Genomic DNA, 17,868 nt, shown 5'->3' with positions numbered 1-17,868 from the left:
CCCGGTTCAATCATCAATGTATCCGTCTTCTCGTAAACAGCCAGCCGCCAGCCGCGAAAACTAGATAAAGCAGCAGGTTGAACCCGGTGCCAAGTAACAGAGAATCGCTCAGCAGCAAGGTGCGGAAGAAGGAGGCCACGTGAACCCGGAGCTCAGGGATTGCTGTTCCAACCGGAATGGCCGCAACAATCAGTATAGACAGCAGCCAGCCTGCGGGGGTGAAGAATCCCGAGACCAGCATACTCAGCAAAGCCATTACCATCAGGTAAAAGGCTGTTTGATACAGAAAAGAACCGGCAAAGCCATAGTCGTTCCAATGAAAGGCGGCGATCAGATCAATGGCGTTATCATAATTGTGAAAAACATGGACCTGCAAGGCGAGCCATAGGGAGTTCACCAAGGCGACGGCTGCCGCCCAGACGGCAAAAACGGCATGCATCCCCCTATAATATTGCACCCGGCTGGCGCCCAAATGAACAATTCGTTTGTAATAGCTCAGCGGCAGCGTGACGGCGAACAATGGCAATAGAAGAATAAGCATATTGCTCTCGGATAGACGGGAGGCACCCATCGTGTCTGTCAGGAGGGTAATCATAAGCTCTGTCGTCCGGCCAAGCACAATAATCATCGGAACCAGCCAGATATATAGTTTAAGCTGTCTGTAGGTTGCTTTTAAATGAACGGTCAACGCACTCAATCTAGAGACCTCCCTCGATCAAATACAGGAATAGCTTTTGCAGACTCAGCGCTTCAAGCGATATGTCCTGCTCACGGGCTAACCGTTTATCCTTGTCACTCAGCTTCTCGTAAAGAGCGGCCAGCGTACCTCTTCCATAGTCCTCGCGGTAGATTACCCGTTTGCCGGATGTATAAGAAGCTACAGCCTCCGAATGTCCCCGGATCAGATAAGCCGACTGGCGGCATTGCTCCATATCATCCTGAAGCAGGAGGGAGCCTGACTCAAGGATAATCATTCTCTCAGCGACCGGTGCGATCTCATCGATCAAATGCGTGGACAGCAGAATCGTGCGCGGATAATTGGCGTAATCCTCCATAAGTGCCTTGTAGAACAGTTCCCTCATCAACACATCAAGGCGTAGCACAGGCTCGTCGTATAAGGTTAACTGCGCCCGGCTGGCCAGTCCGATTACATTCTGGAGCAGCGACTGGTTACCGCTGGAGAGCTGCCGGATCTTCTGGTCCTTATCAATTAGAAAAAGGTCAAGCAGTTCGCGGGCATAAGACCCATCCCATCTGGGATAAAAAGCTGCGGCGATCTGCAAAGCTTCGATGACTCTCGCTCCCCCGAAGTGCTGGTAGTGATCGCGCACATAGCACAAGTCCTTCGGCAATTCTCCCCTGCGCAGCCGCCTCCCGCCAACCTCAATCGTACCGGAATCTGCCGCAATTCCACCCGCAATGGTATTCAGTAAAGTGGTTTTGCCGGCACCGTTTCGCCCGAGCAATGCGTAAATGACGCCTTCCTCCAGCTGTAGATCCAGCGCCCGCAGAGCCGGAGCAGAGCCGAAGGATTTGGTCAGATGGCCGCAAGCTAATGCTATACTCACGGATTTCAGTCCTTTCTCAGTTGTGTGATCATGTCAATGATATCTCCGGTGGTCAGCCCAAGCTTGTCGGCTTCGTTCAGCAGATCGGACAAGAGCTCTTTCGTAAACCGCTCTCTTCGTTTCAAGTGAATTTTCTCTTTGTCATCGGCCGCGACAAACATGCCCAGCCCTCTTTTTTTGTACAGGATCTCCTCATTAACCAATAAGCCAATCCCCTTAACCACAGTGGCCGGATTAATCTGAAACAGCTGGGAGAACTGGACAACCGAAAGAATCTGCTCGTCCACCTGAAACGTGCCGTTCAGAATATCATCCTCAATGATATGGGCGACTTGCTGGAATATCGGTAGATTATCGTCAAAAGTGATGGTCATGGCTTCACCATTCGTCCTCTAACATACTGAAGGCGTAAATAACAGCCCCAGTCATGCGGTTGTAGACCTTTCAGAGAAGCAGAGGGGATGGAAGCAGCAGTGAATAAGCTGATTGAGTTCAAGGATGTAGCCAAAGAGTATCAAGTTGGGGAGGTGACCATCCGGGCGCTTGACGGCGTAGACTTCTCCATATCCGAAGGGGAGTTCGTCGTTGTACTAGGAGCAAGCGGAGCAGGTAAAAGCACTATTCTTAACATTCTGGGAGGCATGGATGCGGCTACATCAGGCCAAGTTCTTGTGGGTGGCCAGGACATCACGAAATACAGCGAGAAGAAATTGACCCGCTACCGCGGGGAGAAGGTTGGCTTTGTGTTCCAGTTCTACAACCTTATCCCCAACTTGAATGCACTGGAGAATGTCGAATTTGCTGCTGAGGTGTGCAAGGATCATCTGGATGCCAAGGAGGTACTGCATAAGGTGGGGTTAAGCAGCCGGAACCGGAACTTCCCGTCCCAGCTATCCGGGGGCGAGCAGCAGCGGGTGGCGATCGCCAGAGCCGTTGCCAAGAATCCGCTGCTTCTGCTCTGTGATGAACCCACCGGGGCACTTGATTATGTGACGGGCAAAGCCGTATTGAAGCTTCTGGAGGACTTGAACAGGGAGACGCACAAATGCGTCGTGCTGGTCACGCATAATTCGGCGATTGCCCAGATGGCGGACAAGATCATTAAAGTGAAGAGCGGCAGAATTGAAAGTATTACGATGAATGAACACAGACAAAGTGCTGAAGGGATTGAGTGGTGAGATGAAGCTTCTATTCAAGCTGTTCCGGGATATCAGGCAGTCGCCCGGCCAGTTTTTCTCCTTCGTGCTGATTGTCGCAGTAGGTGCTTTTTTCTATACAGGGCTGGCGACCTTAAGCAATCATTTGAATGATTATACCAAGGCTTATTTTGCAGAACACGCATTAAGCGATTTGAATCTCTATTACACCAAGCTCCCGCCGGAGAGGATCGCGCCGCTCAGCCAAGTGGAGGGCATCCGTAAGCTGGAAGGGCGGTATACCTTCAATGCCACAGAGACATTTGACGGTTACCGTTCTACACTTAGGATTCACTCCATCCCTGTGAATAATGAAATCAACACGCTGGCGATGCTGGAGGGAGGACTTCCGTCCGGGGCCAACGAGATTGTACTGGATTCCCGTTATGCCGCCGAGCATGACTACGGGGTTGGGGATCACGTGACGGTCCGCGTTCAAGACCAAGAACTGACCTTCAGGATCAGCGGCTTAGGGGAGAATGTGGAGCACGCCAAAAAGAATGAAACACAGGATCATAAGCATGAGGGCGTTGCTTACGTCAGCGAGGCCTCTATCCCTGAGGTTGCAGGCGCTTTGGTCTATAATGAACTGCTGGTAGATGCCAAGGAAGGCTACGATGTGGATCAAATCGGCAAGTCTATAGAAGAGAAATCCCAAGGGCTGCAATATCTGGGCCAAGAGAGCAAGGAACGCTCATTCAGCTATTCGCGCCTGAAGGCTACGCTCCATAATAACGGGTTAATGAGCAAGGTCATTCCGCTGGTGCTCTTCCTGATCGAAGCGATTATCTTATTCCTGGCCATGTCCAGAATAATTGATTCCCAGCGGAATCAGGTGGGCATCATGAAGGCACTCGGTGTGAGCCGGAGCAGCATCATGCTTCATTATATGGGCTATCCCGTGCTGGTTGGCGTAGCAGGTTCGATTCTGGGATATATCCTGTCTGCGGCTGTATTTGTGCCCCTTATCGCGGTATCGAATGCCAGGTCCTTCACTCTGCCGGGCATACAATTTGACCTGTCGGTTGGATTGATCTTTCCGCCCATGCTCGTCTCCAGCCTGTTCGGGATGTTCGCTTGTTATTTCAGCGGAAGAAGCCTGTTGAAGGAAAGTGCGTCACGGGCCATGCGCCCCAAGCCGCCCAAATCCATACAACCTATACTCATTGAGAGAATTCCGGGGCTCTGGGGACGGCTGCCGTACAGGTACAAGCTGATTTTGCGGAATATTTTTCTGAACAAGGTTAAGGTGCTGGCAAGCTCGGCCGGAGTGATGGTCAGTACAGTGCTGCTAATAACCGCTTTCGGCACCCAAGCCTCCCTGCAAAAGGTAGCCGGCCAGTTCCGGCAAGTGTACACCTATGACCTTCGTGTCGATTATAAAGCGGGAGAAGTCTTGGCCGGGCAGCCTCTTCCTTCAGGCATCAAGAGCCATTATGCGTTGTCCGCCTTCCCCATTGAACTGAACAAGAACCAGCAGTCCGAAAAAGCGGAGCTGATCGTCACGGAGCGGGATAACCGGCTCATTCATTTCTATGATGACAAAGACCATCCGCTGCATCTGGAGGACCATGGCGTATTGGTGCCCAAATCATACGCGGACCATTACAGTATTGCGGAAGGGGATACCCTAAACATTGCATTTGCGGCGCCTGAGCTGGGGAACAAGGCGGTAGAGATGAAGGTGCTCGGTATTTCTACACAATATTCAAGCCCGGCCTTTTATATCACGCCAGACTATTTGGCAAGCTTCGGGATCGTGTACAAACCGTCCGCCCTGCTGGTGGAAGCTGATTCTCCGGGAGCTCTAACCGGTATTCGGAGCGGGTTCGGGAAAGATCCAAGGGTGGAAGCTATCTCAGGCAAGGAGGAGCTGGAGAAGGAAGGCCGTTATATTTTGCAGCAGAACAGCTTTGTCTTTATTATGTTTATTGTCTGCGCGGTGATCCTGTCCTTTGGCGCGATCTACACGATCTCGTCGATCAATATGTATGAGAGGAACCGCGAGCTGGCGACGCTCAAGGTATTAGGCTATTACAGGAGTCAGATCAACCGGCTTATTTTCCGGGAAAATATAATAATCACCACAGTGGCCGTCATGGCCGCCCTGCCGATCTGCGGCTATGTGTATGCACTGGTCGTAAAAGCATTATCCAGCACTCACCAGCAGATCCCGGATCAATTAGGCATTGCCAGCCTCCTGATGTCGGTGGTGGTTGCGTTCGCGCTTACCCTTATGGCTAACCTGCTGCTTAGACGCAAGGTGACCCGGATCAACATGATCGAATCGCTTAAGGGGCTGGAATAGCGGCGGGGTGGCTGCGCCTTTATCCTGTTTCCGCATCTTCAGCCTAGTGTGCTATATTGGGAATAATGAAGCGGATACAGGGGGCTGGAGGATGTTCTTTTTCATAGTAATGCTTGTAGGTTTCGGTGTGTTCACAGCGCTTGCCTATATATTCAATGCGAAGCATAAGCTCGTGATGCCGCTTATCAGCGCGGTGGCGGTCAGTATGCTGGTCCAGGTGCTGGAGCAATTCTATATGAGCAGCATTATTGTCGTGACGTTCATTCTGTATTTCATCATAAGCAGCATCAGGACCTTCAAGCATGAACAGTTCCAGTTGATGGTAGCTATCTTGTTCAGCACATCTATTGTAACTCTGATCCTAACCTCAACCTACTTCAAGCAGCCTGTGGTTCCCTCCGAAGCGGAGATGGTCAGGGTGATGTTCATCTATTACCCGCTGCTGATTCTATTTATCTCCTGTTATGTCTACATGCTGCTTAGCGTGTTCAATTTCAAGCTGCTGCAGTCCGGGAACCCGCTCGGGTATATGATGGGCAAGGTGCGCGGCTTCAGGCGTATGGTCCGTCTGCTGTGGATCGCTTCGCGCAAAGGGCTGAATCATCTGCTCCAGCAGGATCATGCGAAGCTGCCGCAGGTGATTGCTGCCATTCTGGATAACATGGGCGGGGTCTTCGTGAAGTTCGGGCAGGTCTTATCGACCAAAAAAGATATGCTCCCGGCACAATACATCGAAGCGTTCTCCAGCCTGCATGACCAGGTCAAGCCGCTCAGCCGGAAGGAGCTGAAGGAGATCATCGACAGCCGGATCGGCGATCTGGAGGAGACGTATGAAGATTTCGGGATGCAGCCTATCGCAGCCGCTTCGATCGGTCAGGTGCATCTGGCGCGGCTGAAGTCCACAGGCGAGAAGGTAGTTGTCAAAATCCTGCGTCCGGATGTGAAGCAGAAGATGAGCGTGGATCTGGATTTATTAATCCAATTCGTGAGCCGGCTCTCCGAGCGCTCCCCCAAAATCCAAAGACTCGGCTTAGTTCAGCTTGCCCAAGGCTTCAAAACGAATCTGATCGAAGAGACAGACTTTGATATTGAAGCGCTGAATACCAACCTGCTGCGCCAAGCGTTCAAGGAACACGATATTCCGATCCAAGTGCCGAAGATCTACGCCGAGTACTCGACCAAGCAGATTCTGACCATGGAATATATTGAAGGGCACCGGTTCACCCGAAAGGTTACAAATGAAGTATCGGAAATGATTATGCATGCCTTCCTGCAGCAGATTCTGATGATCGGTATCTTCCACGCCGACCCGCATCCCGGCAATCTGATGCTGACCCAGGACGGGAAGGTTGCGCTGATTGACTTCGGTTCCGTGGGGTATCTGACGGAGGAGGAGCGGGCCGGGATGCTCCACTTCCTGATGGGCTACAGCCGGAAGGAGACGAAGCAGATGGCCCAGGGCCTGGCCGGGGTCTGTGAAGAAGGGGAGCTGCTGGATGTGCGGATGATCGAGCGGCGCCTCGGCAGACTTTTGTCCGAAGCCTCGTTCTCGCCTGATCCTACCAGTGTCATGATGAGACGGCTGATGTCGATGATTACCGAGTTGGGCATGTCCTTGAAGCCGACGGTGGCCGGGGCCTTCCGGGCGATTATCACCCTGGACGGGACCTTGTCCTCTGTGGATGAGTCGTACTCCTTATCGGCAGCGAGCCAGTCCTTCGCAGACCAGATGGATACGGGAGAGATCGTCAAGGAGCAGCTAAGCAAGGTGAAGGGGCGGCTGGAGGATTATATCCCGAAGCTGCTGGAGCTGCCGCTGCTGAAGGAGAACCGGATCACTCTGGCGCGTGAGGACAATCATAGTCTGACGGATTTCATCGGGACGCTGACGGTTGGGATGTTCACCGTGATCTGTATGTCCGTTATGCTGGCAAGTTTCTGGGTGCAGGGGGAGATCATGCGGTTCGTCCTGGCTCCCTTATCAATGTCAGGATTCGGCACGGGGATGATTATCCTGATGATGTCTGTGATTAAGCAGCTGAAACCCAAGAGTTAACGGAGGGCAGAAGAGATTATGGCGGGTGTATTCAGTGAACCTTTTTATCTGAGAATCTGGTTCTATCATCCGAACTTCATCCAGTCGCAGATTGTGGTCGCCTTCCGGGAGGGGCTGCATTTCTACGATAATACCTTCGAGACCGGCAGCGGGAGCCAGGTGTTCCCCTGGGATCTGTACGGGACAGTGCACGGTCTTGAGGATTTCATCTGGGAGCCTGCCACTGAACCGGAGCCTTACTGTCTGCCCGGACAGGCAGAGATATGATATAATTTAGCTTTATTATGGCCGGATAAGGGATTATCCTGGCGCACATAGAGAGGTACTTCATATGATAAATAATTTCTGGCGTGAATTGCCACGCCCTTTCTTTATACTGGCCCCGATGGAGGATGTGACGGATGTGGTGTTTCGTCATGTGGTGAGCGCGGCGGGCCGGCCGGATGTGTTTTTTACGGAGTTCGTGAATACAGAGAGCTATGCTCACCCGGAGGGGAAGCAGGCGGTGCGGGGGCGGTTAACCTTCACCGAGGATGAACAGCCGATGGTCGCGCACATCTGGGGGGACAAGCCGGAGTATTTCCGGAAGATGAGCATCAGTATGGCCGAAGAAGGCTTCAAGGGCATCGATCTGAACATGGGTTGTCCTGTAGCAAATGTAGCTGAGAACGGGAAGGGCAGCGGCTTGATCTGCCGTCCGGAGACCGCAGCGGAGATCATTCAGGCGGCGAAGGCCGGAGGACTGCCCGTCAGCGTCAAGACCCGGCTCGGATTCAGCAGCGTGGACGAATGGCGGGGCTGGTTGACTCATATTTTGCAGCAGGATATTGTGAATCTGTCCATCCATCTGCGTACGCGGGAGGAAATGAGTAAGGTGGATGCCCACTGGGAGCTGATTCCTGAGATTAAAAAGCTGCGGGATGAGATCGCGCCGGATACCCTGCTGACGATTAACGGTGACATTGCGGACCGGGAGACTGGCCTTAAGCTGGCCGCAGAGTATGGGGTGGACGGGATTATGATCGGGCGCGGGATTTTTCAGAATCCGTATGCGTTCGAGCAGGAGCCGAGGGAGCATAGCAGCAAGGAGCTCATGGATCTGCTACGGCTGCATCTGGATCTCCATGACCACTATTCGGCGCTGGAATCCCGTTCCTTCAAGCCGCTGCCCCGTTTCTTCAAAATCTACGTCCGCGGCTTCCGCGGCGCCAGTGAACTCAGAAATAATCTAATGAACACCAAGTCCACCCGCGAGGTTCGTGCGCTGCTGGATGAATTCGCAGCCAAGGAACAAGACGGGGCGGAGGAGCTTGGGGATTCGAGGGAGGGCGTATGAGAAAATTTATTATTTTCGGAGCAAGCAAGGGCTTAGGAGAGGCCTTCGTCAAGGCGCTGCCGGTGCCGGGCGATCAGGTCTGGGTGGTCTCCAGAACGTATCCGGACAGCATGAAGCTGGAGGATGGAGTGCAGCGGACCTGGATTGAGGCCGACTTGGCGAAGCCGGATGCTGCGGGGCGAATTGCAGAATCATTGAACGGCGTTACCCTGGACGTATTCATCTATAATGTTGGCGTCTGGGAGAGCAAGGGCTTCAGCGCTGACTATGATTTTGAACAGGACGACCCGGCTGAGATTGCCAGCATCATTAACATCAATGTGACTGCGGCGATTACGTGCATCCAGAAGCTTTTACCGAATCTGAAGCAGTCTGAGCATGCCAACCTCTTCTTGATCGGTTCTACGGCAGGCCTGGATCATAATGACTACACCCAGGTCTCGTTCGCCGCGTCCAAGTTCGGTCTGCGCGGGATTGCCAATGCGGTGAGGGAGCATGTGAAGCCGTACGGCATCGGTGTGACTGTCATCAATCCCGGGGAGATTGCTACCCAGATTCCGCTGGAGGCGGGGGCTGAGCCTGTCTTGTCCGCCTATAACGGTGCACAGATCCCGCTTCAGGATATCGTATCCCTGGTGCAATGCGTCATGAACCTGTCCAAGGCTTCTTGTGTAAAAGAGATTAACATTCCTGCGATGCTGGACTCGAATGCGTAGGGATGAAGGATGTTGCGCGGTTAGAAGAGCTTCGGGGGCCCATAGAAGCAGGCGGGCAGCTGACGCCAAGAGACCTGGTGCGTAAATATGGCGGGGCCGCAAGATTGATAGACGATAACCGCAATTATTACGCAGTGGCTCAGACAATCGGCAGGTAAGGGGGAGGAGCATGAGCTATAAAAGCTCAGATGGTGGAGCAGGTGAGGACCGTTGAACAGAATAAGTATAATCTCCTTAACCTTCATAAATCATATAGACAATATCATAAAGCTGTAAATGAACTGGTAAGTGAAGAATATTGGGCATCGATCAGCGGCGAGATTGTATTCGGATATGATGCTGCAATATACACCCGGGATGATCTGGCGAATATGCTGCAAGAGGAGTACGACATACTCAAAGAGCGTATGCTTCATATCCTTCGTGGAGCGGAAATGGATAAGCTTAGTGCAACGGTTCGCATAGAGCAAGATAAATTCACTTATGGAAGCGGGCAGACCGCAGAGTTAAGAGAAGACGGGATCAAGGGTCTCAATTATCAAGCCCATGGTGGCAAGGATATCGGTTATCCGACAGTGATCGTGTTGCCTGGAACCTCAGATTCATCCTAACAAGTCCAACCCGAAGAAAGCACTCTTTTTGGGTGCTTTTTGGGGCCGTCACTCTTTCATCAGGCCTATGGCTTGCCTTAGGTTTGCGGAGAATCAGACTTAATAGAATGCCAGCAGCCGCGATCCGCGCGGTCAAGGGGAGAGAGGTTTTAGAGTGGAGCATCTGTCACAGTATACTTACGTTCAATCGATCGCAAAAGCTACTATAAGTCAATTGCGAGGGATAATTAAAGAAGGCATCACAGAAAAGGAAATCGTCTATAGAACCGAAGAGATTATGAGAGATAAGGGGATTCATAGTTTTTGGTATCATGGTGTAGGGGCATTTGTTCACGTTGGGAAGAGAACAATTAGGTCCGAGTCGGGTAAGGAGTATAAGCCTTCGGATACATTTGTCCGCAGAAATGATATCGTGACCATAGATCTTAGTCCAGAGATTAACGCCTATTGGGGAGACTATGCACGAACACTAATAGTGATTGATGGAAAAGTAATTGCCGAAGACGCACTTGCACATACCAATAATGAATCTGCACTAGAATTTTCACATGGAATTAACGCCGAAAAGGAGCTCCATAACAAATTTATTGATTTTGTAAGACCGGGCATGACTTTTGAAGAAGTCTACTTATATATGAATGAGGTTATCCAACAACTTGGTTACATTAATCTTGATTTTTCCGGAAATTTGGGGCATACCATCGAATTCGATAAAGATCACAGAAAATACTTTGAGTCCGGGAATAAGATGAAGCTTAGTGAAGGATCACTATTTACATTTGAGCCGCATATTAAGCACAGAAATGGATTGTACGGTTTTAAACGGGAGAATATTTATTATTTCCGTGATGGAAAATTACTTATTTTATAAGAACGTACGGATATATGCATAAGAGGATACGTACACAATGTCCAAGGCTTCCTGTTTGAAGGAAATCATTATTCCGGCGATGCTGGACTCGAATGCGTAGGGATGAAGGAGTAATGGAGGTGAGCCTTATGAAATTGAAATTTATAATACCGTTTCTTGTTTTCATCATGGCCTCAGTAGACTGTATTTCAGTCTCCAGTGTGAGTGCAGCGACACCAACCACGTATGGCTCCGTTATTGTAGACGGGAAGCCACTTGGCTTCGATGATAAGCCCATCATCATCAATGGGAACACGATGGTACCGTTTCGTAAAATATTTGAAGCCTTAAATATGAATGTCCAATGGGATTCCAAAACCGGAAATGTTACGGCCCAAACCACAGGGATAACGATTAAAATGACAGTGGATAGCCTTAAGGCCAATGCCAATGGCAAAGAATTCACTTTAACTCAAACGCCATTTAATACACCTGAAGGCACGGTTTATGTGAACCTCCGTTGTATTAGTCAAGCCGTAGGGGCAACTATAAGCTGGGATAATGTGAAGAAGATTGCAACTATAGACACTAAATAAACTCCGTGTAATCGTACAGAAAGAATATAATCTTATGTGATAGTAAATAGGCCGATTCCTTTACCGGGGCGGTCTATTTAGGTTCCTGAATTCCGATAACTTATATTACATTGTTAGATATCCCCAACTCGTAATACTTCCGCCATGTACTTTGGTCCCCCGATAAGCGAATATAGACACAGAAGCTTAAGTGGGCATGGAGGATGCCGCAGTACCATCGCGGTGATCCCGATTATAGGAGGTTGAACGATAATGGCTTATCAGAATATTGACGGTGTGCGGGTCTGGGGGAAGCCGGACGAAGGAGCCCTGGTGCAGGCCCGGATGTGTGCGGAGAACGGAAATGTGGTGCAGACTCTGCTGATGGCGGATCATCATAAAGGCTACAGCCAGCCGATCGGCGGGGTAGTCGTGTACGATGGACAGATCTCTCCGTCTGGCGTGGGTTACGATATCGGATGCGGGAATAAGGCGGTGCGGACCGGCTTGAAGATAGAGGAGCTGCGGCCGCGGCTCTCAGGAATCATGGACGAGATTGCCCGCAGAATCTCCTTCGGCATAGGCCGGATCAATAATGAGCGGGTGGACCACGAGCTGTTCGACGACCCGGATTGGGCGGTGTTCAAGGCGGTGGGCAGCGGAGTACATGATAAGCTGAAGGTCCTGGGGCAGAATCAGCTGGGTACCGTCGGCAGCGGCAACCACTTCGTAGACATACTAGAAGAAGACGCAACCGGCCGGGTATGGATCGCCAACCATTTCGGCAGCAGGGGGTTCGGGCATAAGACGGCGAGCGGATTTCTTAACCTGGCGGCAGGCAGAGACTTCCTGGCGAATGCCCCCGGGGAAAAGATGGATCAGCCGCCCGTACTGCTCGACCTGAACAGTGAGCTGGGCGATATGTATTACAGAGCCATGAAGCTGGCCGGTCGCTATGCTTATGCGGGAAGAGACTATGTCATCGAGCAGGTCTTGGCGATTCTGGGGACAGAGGCGGACCTGGAAGTGCATAACCATCATAACTATGCCTGGAAAGAGACACATAACGGCCAGGAAGTCATCGTCGTCCGCAAAGGGGCTACCCCATCCGCACCCGGCCAGATGGGCTTCATTGGCGGCAGCATGGGAGACATCTCCGTAATCGTCCGGGGGAAGGACAGTGAGGAGAACCGGGAGGCTTATTACAGCACCGTTCATGGAGCGGGCCGAATCATGAGCCGGACCCAGGCTGCGGGCCGGATGAACTATAAAACCCGTACCCGCAGCGGCGGTCAAATTACGACAGCGCAAATGCTGGAGGCGGTCCGGCAGTTCGGCGTAGTGCTGCGCGGCGCGGGGACGGACGAGAGTCCTTTTGTCTACCGGAAGCTGCAAGATGTGTTGGACGCGCACGCCGGGACCCTTGAGGTTATGCATGTGCTGAAGCCGGTGGGCGTATGTATGGCCGGCGCGGATGAGTTCGATCCGTATAAGGATTGAGAGGGATAATCCATCACGAAGTCTCCCAGGCGGGCAACAAGGACGGGAAGTATGGTAACATAGAACTTCTGGAAGAGGCCGACAGGCCTTTTCCCATTTTCAAGATGGAGGGATTACATGTCCTGGAGCAAACTCAAGCAACAACTGGAGGGCTTCCTCAGCCCATCCTTAGAAGGACGGGTAGAGTACCGGGCGCCCGCTTACCGCTATTCGCCTGATAAATCAGGCACCTGTTATATTACGGTGGACAAGAAGAACATTCTCAGCATGACTGATAAGTCCAGCCCTATCCGCTGGTACTCGTCCGAGCTGGAGGTCAAGAATGACCCGGAGCTCCATATTTCCGTCACCAATGAAGACATTGAAGCAGTCAGACTGACGGCCAAGGGGCCCATCCCTGAGGATCGCCTAATCATCATGGCCCGAAGCCGCTTAACCACCGAACACGCCAAAGCATTAATGTTGGCCCAGGCTGCCCTGACGAAATCGAATTTCATTGTGGTGGCGAATAAATTCCTGGTTACTCCTATCGGGGAGAGCCTGGAGAGCAGTGATATAGTACTGAATATCCTGGCTCTGATGGACCGGAGAGTCGGGCGGAAGCGGATCGAGGGGATGGGCGTGAAGATGCAGCGGAAGCATCCGGCGGTGGAGTATTTCTATGATCTGCGGCGCGGGGCACGATGATTGTGTTATAGCGGCAGCCGTTAGCGCGATTCGCCTGGTTCAGCGCTTGCCGGCAACCAGCATATATCCGGCCCCCCGGACGGTGATGATCAGCTCGGGATGAACAGGATCGTCCTCGATTTTTTTGCGCAGATTACTGATGTGGACCGCCACTGTTCGCGTATCCTCCAGACTCTTCATCCCCCAGATGAGGTGAAACAGCGTGTCGGCAGTGACCACTTGATTCACGTTCTGTGCCATGTAGGAGAGCAGGCTGAATTCTTTTTTCGACAAAAAAATCGTTCTGCGGCCCATATGGACAGACTGTGCATAGAAATCCAGCGTTAGTCCCGGCAGCTCCAGCAGCTGTTCCCTTCTGCCCGTGGATACCCTGCGGAGATGGGCCTTGATCTTGGCCATGAGTACGCCCGGACTGAACGGCTTGGTCACATAATCATCTCCGCCATAGGACAAGGCGCTGATCTTCACCTCATCCTCCTCTTGACTGCTTAGGAACACAATCGGGGCATTCGTGTAATTTCGTGCGTTCTTGCACCAGTCAATGCCGTTCTCATTCGCCAGCAGCACATCCAGCACAATCAGATCCGGGTTAAATGACGCCAGCAGCAGCATAGCATCGGCCCCGCTGTGGCAAGATGAGGACTCGAAGCCTTCCCGCTGGCAGTATAGCTGAACAATCTCACAGATATGGGGATCGTCGTCGACGATCATAATTCGGTATGTGTCCATTCTATTGTCACTCTCCTGCTTCCTGAATCAATGGCAATATGACCTGGAAAATCGACCCCGTCTTCCCGTCGCTCTCCGCCCGGACACTCCCGCCATGCGCTTGAACAATTTCCCTGCATATCGCCAGCCCCAGCCCGCTACCTTCTACGCCCATGTCCAGCCCCGGCCGGTCCACCCGGTAATTGCGGTCAAAGATCTGCTCCAGCTGCTCTGGAGGAATACCCATGCCGGAGTCTTGTACGCTGATGACCGCACACCGCGTATCGTTCACTTCGTCCACGGCCAACGTAAGGCGCACTAGCCCGCCGCCAGGCGTGAACTTCATCGCGTTCGACACCAGATTGAATAACGCCTGTCCTAAGCGTTGCGTATCGATCCGGGCAACGGGCAGGTCAGCGATTGGGTCTGCTGTATCCCCGATGTCCAGATCGAAATCCAGCCCCGCATCCCGCACCACCAGCTCATATTGTTCATAGAAGCCGTCCAGGAACGGAATGACCTGTACCGGCTCCATCCGGTATTCCACTTGCCCTGTCTCCAGATGCGACAAGAAGCTCAGCTCCCCGATCATGCGGTTAATCCTTATCGTGTTATCGCGGATATACTGCAGGTACTGTTCATTGCGCTCCGGCTTCACCCTGTCCATCACCGCCTCGACATAACCCAGCATACTGGACAGCGGCATCCGCAGATCGTGCGTAATATAGGCTAGCAGCTTCTTCCTGCCTTCTTCGGAGTGCAGTAACCGCTCATACGACAGGCGGAGATCTTCGTGGGCTGCGGATAAGGCATGGGTGCGCTCCAGCACAATCTGCTCCAGATTGGCATTCATCCCGGTCAGCTTGAGATTGGCCTCCTGCAGCTCCCGCGCGATCCGCTCTTCATTCGTTGCCGCCCGCGTGAATCTTGAAGAGAGCAGCAGCATCTGGGCAACCGTGAAGATGAGGAGCCCGAACGGCGAGCTGTTCCCGATGGGGGACCATTCGTTATAATAGAGGAAATCGTTAATCACCGTAGCCAGAGCCACCACCGACACCAGCAGGAAGATCAGCGCTCCCTCCATCCGCCGCAAGGCCGCATGAGCCAGTCCGACCATCAGATATACCATATGGAGAACCACGACCACACCGATCAGCACCAGCATCCGGGAATAGACGAGGGCAGGGGTCACCATAACCACCAGACAGAGTGCGCCAGTGACGATCCGGCTGCCATAGCGGAACCACCGCGACACGTAATCCGGGAAAATGCACTCAAAATACATCGTGATCACCCATCCGCCGAGGCAGAGGATCAGATACTCCAGCTTGAACTGCAATTCCCACGGAAAATGAGGCAGCCACTGGGTAAGCATCAGCTCGCCGTTCAGCAGGGAGCGGATAGTGAACATCACAGTGAACAGACCGAAGTATAGCGGGGCCCGGTCCTTACGCCGCAGCATGAACAGCAGCAGATGATACACGCCGATCACCAGCAGGCTGGCCGTGATGAACATATCCGCAGCAATCTTCAGATGGGTCCGGACCGTTAACACATTACTGCCGCCCAGCTCAATATTCTTAGTGATGCCGCCCCGCTTATGATGGAAGTTCGCTACTTGCATAACCAGCTCCACCGTGTCGCCTTCAGGCTGGAAGAACACCAGTCTCGTCGCCAGACTCGGCGTCATGCCCTTCTTGTCCTGATCGACCACACCGACCTCTGTCAGCAGCTCTCCATTCACCCACAATTTATACGCATGAAAAATAGTAGGCAGCCGCAGAGCCAGCTGCTCCTTGCTATCCTGCTCACTAAGCCGGATCACCAGCCGGAAGGTGGCATAGCCTTCGCCCTTCAGCGCTTGACCGTCCAGCGGGTAGCCCAGCCAGGAGCTGGGGATGTTGATATACCGGTCCTGGTCGGCTGGTTCCCCGTCTGCGATCAGGCTTCGTATATCCTCGGGCGAGAGCAGCTTGTGCCAATAGAAGGCCCATTCTCCCTGTAACTTCAGCGGATTCATCCGGATAGAGGTATGCGTGAGATCCAGAAGGCCTTCCTTGCTTCGAGGCTTAGGGGCATCCGGCGTTGCAGACAGGATGGGATAGCTTGCGATCAGCCCGATAACTACGACCACAGCGATATGTAACCAGATATTACGAGAACCGGACCTTAGTATACCCCTCATCATGAAGCCGACCCCAATCTACAAAATTCGTCATTCTTAAGCTCATTGCCTTAATGATAGCATCATTGCCGAAAATTGTGTGAAATTGCACTATTTAAAGTTTTCTTTTCTTTCATGAACAGGCTGAATTCCTGTGAAGAATGCGAGGCAAGTTGACATGAATGTAGAAAATTGTAAGTTTTTCGGGGTGATTAAAAACTACAAAAATGTTGGAATGAATTACAAAATCGGTAATAAAATATACTACCCTGATGGATGGCCCCCTGGAGGGCTCTTTTTAAAAGATAAGAATTTATATGCTTCCCGCTATAATGATCCTTATCTTTCTCGCTGAAACGGTACCGTCCTTTATAAGGACGGCAATGCCGTTTCCGCTTGGTGTTATGTTTTGGGGCTTTGTGGGGTTATTTTATGAGGGCAAACGATCTAAGGAGGCTTGACTATTGTATACCAAAGTGTCAGCTAGAGCTGTATCCCTGTTGGCCGCATTCGCATTACTGCTCTCCGTGTTCTTCACTGCCTTACCGAATGCAAATGCAGCCGCGAGAGGAGCGTGGTCGCCGAACACGGCCTATGCGGTGAATGACACCGTAACCTATGGCGGAGGTACATATACCTGTCTTCAGGCGCATACGTCCCTGACCGGCTGGGAGCCGCCGAATGTTCCTGCACTATGGAAAAGCGGCAGCACCACCACACCGACACCCACGCCCACGCCCACAACGCCACCAGCTACGAACGGAGCCATCTTCTATGCAGACAGGGACTATGGCGGCAAGGCCGTCACCCTGGGAACAGGCAATTATGTGCTGTCCCAGCTGAACAATGCGGGTATTCCGAATGACTGGATGTCCTCGCTCAAGGTACCGAATGGCTGGACGGTGGAAGTGTATGCCGACGATAACTTCAGCGGCACGAAGTGGATCTATACATCAAGCTCCTCCTGGGTCGGCGACAGTGTGAATGACAAGATGTCTTCGGTCAAAATCTACACCGGTTCGCCGCCCGCAACCGGCGTCACCCGCCCCTCCGAGGTGCCCAGCCAGATCTGGACGTATGCCATGAATGTGGACAATAAATTCGGCAAAGGCGGAGATTTCGCTCTACTCCTGAGCGCGGTGATCAAGAAGGAGAGCAGCTTCGGAGCAGGCCTGCCCGGCAGTCCATCCGCCGGTGACGGCTTGATGCAGGTCGAACCGAATACACGCGCCGCGTATGCCTCCCAATTCAGCGCCAAATTCGGCCGCACGTATAATCACAGCAGCGAACAGGATCAGGTAGCTCTAGGCGGATTGATTCTCGATGAGAAGATCGCAAGATTCGGCAATATCTACAACGGACTCTTACATTACAACGGGGGCGACAACTGGTATCCAGGCGCTACCGATTCCTACGGCCGCCCGATTCTGGCGGATCAGTATGCGAATGCCGTATACGCGACGTATAAGGGGTATGGCGGCAAGAACTAATACAGCGTCAGGTTTAATTATCATGCCCGCTGCATATTTTAATTCCTTACTTACTCCCTGCATCTTATCGGGCACGGCAACCCTCAGCAAGCGATGAGTTAGA

19 protein-coding genes are annotated in these 17,868 nt (G+C 52.3%); 14 read left to right on the top strand and 5 right to left on the bottom strand.

From position 1 onward, the window contains the following. Positions 1–13: 13 nt before the first annotated feature. From MKX42_RS30520 to MKX42_RS30510, 3 genes are read right to left on the bottom strand one after another with little or no spacing between them, the layout of a single operon-like run. A complete protein-coding gene (locus tag MKX42_RS30520) occupies positions 14–697 on the bottom strand; it encodes a hypothetical protein (protein ID WP_340757043.1) in 684 nt (227 codons plus the stop codon). A 1-nt stretch (position 698) separates the two neighbouring features. Continuing rightward, a complete protein-coding gene (locus MKX42_RS30515) occupies positions 699–1,568 on the bottom strand; it encodes an ABC transporter ATP-binding protein (RefSeq protein ID WP_340757042.1) in 870 nt (289 codons plus the stop codon). A gap of 5 nt (positions 1,569–1,573) precedes the next feature. Further along, a complete protein-coding gene (locus tag MKX42_RS30510; protein ID WP_340757041.1) occupies positions 1,574–1,942 on the bottom strand; it encodes a GntR family transcriptional regulator in 369 nt (122 codons plus the stop codon). A gap of 99 nt (positions 1,943–2,041) precedes the next feature. On the opposite strand from MKX42_RS30510, the gene MKX42_RS30505 reads away from it, so the two are divergent. The 12 genes from MKX42_RS30505 (at position 2,042) to MKX42_RS30450 (ending at position 13,403) form a co-directional block, all read left to right on the top strand. Beyond that, a complete protein-coding gene (locus MKX42_RS30505) occupies positions 2,042–2,746 on the top strand; it encodes an ABC transporter ATP-binding protein (RefSeq protein ID WP_340757897.1) in 705 nt (234 codons plus the stop codon). Between the two features lies 1 nt (position 2,747). Beyond that, a complete protein-coding gene (locus tag MKX42_RS30500) occupies positions 2,748–5,072 on the top strand; it encodes an ABC transporter permease (protein WP_340757895.1) in 2,325 nt (774 codons plus the stop codon). Between the two features lie 91 nt (positions 5,073–5,163). Continuing rightward, a complete protein-coding gene (locus MKX42_RS30495; RefSeq protein WP_340757039.1) occupies positions 5,164–7,128 on the top strand; it encodes an ABC1 kinase family protein in 1,965 nt (654 codons plus the stop codon). An 18-nt stretch (positions 7,129–7,146) separates the two neighbouring features. Next, the gene (locus MKX42_RS30490; RefSeq protein WP_340757037.1) at positions 7,147–7,395 is read left to right on the top strand and encodes a hypothetical protein; all 249 of its coding nucleotides are present in this window, start codon (positions 7,147–7,149) and stop codon (positions 7,393–7,395) included. A 64-nt stretch (positions 7,396–7,459) separates the two neighbouring features. After that, complete coding sequence (locus tag MKX42_RS30485) at positions 7,460–8,464, top strand: tRNA dihydrouridine synthase (RefSeq protein WP_340757035.1); 1,005 nt, start codon at positions 7,460–7,462, stop codon at positions 8,462–8,464. Further along, a complete protein-coding gene (locus MKX42_RS30480) occupies positions 8,461–9,180 on the top strand; it encodes an SDR family NAD(P)-dependent oxidoreductase (RefSeq protein WP_340757033.1) in 720 nt (239 codons plus the stop codon). The genes MKX42_RS30485 and MKX42_RS30480 overlap by 4 nt, the downstream gene beginning before the upstream one ends. A 2-nt stretch (positions 9,181–9,182) precedes the next feature. Beyond that, on the top strand, positions 9,183–9,338 hold the full coding sequence (locus MKX42_RS30475; protein WP_340757032.1) for a hypothetical protein: 156 nt from the start codon (positions 9,183–9,185) through the stop codon (positions 9,336–9,338). Between the two features lie 42 nt (positions 9,339–9,380). Next, positions 9,381–9,791, top strand: coding sequence for a hypothetical protein (locus tag MKX42_RS30470; protein ID WP_340757031.1), 411 nt, complete (start codon positions 9,381–9,383; stop codon positions 9,789–9,791). A gap of 154 nt (positions 9,792–9,945) precedes the next feature. After that, positions 9,946–10,662 (top strand): M24 family metallopeptidase, encoded by a 717-nt coding sequence (locus tag MKX42_RS30465; RefSeq protein WP_340757028.1) that lies wholly within the window; start codon positions 9,946–9,948, stop codon positions 10,660–10,662. A 128-nt stretch (positions 10,663–10,790) separates the two neighbouring features. Next, entirely contained in the window at positions 10,791–11,237 is a 447-nt protein-coding gene (locus tag MKX42_RS30460; RefSeq protein WP_340757026.1) for a copper amine oxidase N-terminal domain-containing protein, read from the top strand. 252 nt (positions 11,238–11,489) lie between these two features. After that, on the top strand, positions 11,490–12,716 hold the full coding sequence (locus MKX42_RS30455; protein WP_340757024.1) for an RtcB family protein: 1,227 nt from the start codon (positions 11,490–11,492) through the stop codon (positions 12,714–12,716). A 117-nt stretch (positions 12,717–12,833) separates the two neighbouring features. Continuing rightward, positions 12,834–13,403 (top strand): SF0329 family protein, encoded by a 570-nt coding sequence (locus MKX42_RS30450; protein ID WP_340757023.1) that lies wholly within the window; start codon positions 12,834–12,836, stop codon positions 13,401–13,403. A 39-nt stretch (positions 13,404–13,442) separates the two neighbouring features. Here MKX42_RS30450 and MKX42_RS30445 read toward each other — a convergent pair whose 3' ends face one another. Further along, complete coding sequence (locus MKX42_RS30445) at positions 13,443–14,132, bottom strand: response regulator transcription factor (RefSeq protein WP_340757021.1); 690 nt, start codon at positions 14,130–14,132, stop codon at positions 13,443–13,445. A 7-nt stretch (positions 14,133–14,139) separates the two neighbouring features. After that, positions 14,140–16,299 carry an ATP-binding protein gene (locus MKX42_RS30440; protein ID WP_340757019.1) on the bottom strand — a complete coding sequence of 720 codons (2,160 nt, stop codon included), beginning with the start codon at positions 16,297–16,299 and terminating at the stop codon, positions 14,140–14,142. A gap of 154 nt (positions 16,300–16,453) precedes the next feature. Between MKX42_RS30440 and MKX42_RS30435 the strand changes: the two genes are divergently transcribed. Both MKX42_RS30435 and MKX42_RS30430 read left to right on the top strand, forming a co-directional pair. Next, a complete protein-coding gene (locus tag MKX42_RS30435; protein ID WP_340757017.1) occupies positions 16,454–16,630 on the top strand; it encodes a hypothetical protein in 177 nt (58 codons plus the stop codon). 109 nt (positions 16,631–16,739) lie between these two features. After that, positions 16,740–17,765 (top strand): carbohydrate-binding protein, encoded by a 1,026-nt coding sequence (locus MKX42_RS30430; protein ID WP_340757014.1) that lies wholly within the window; start codon positions 16,740–16,742, stop codon positions 17,763–17,765. Positions 17,766–17,868: the final 103 nt, after the last annotated feature.

Source organism: Paenibacillus sp. FSL R7-0204, from assembly GCF_038002225.1.
Taxonomy (GTDB): Bacteria; Bacillota; Bacilli; order Paenibacillales; family Paenibacillaceae; genus Paenibacillus_AQ.
This window is presented reverse-complemented; position numbering and strand designations above follow the sequence as displayed.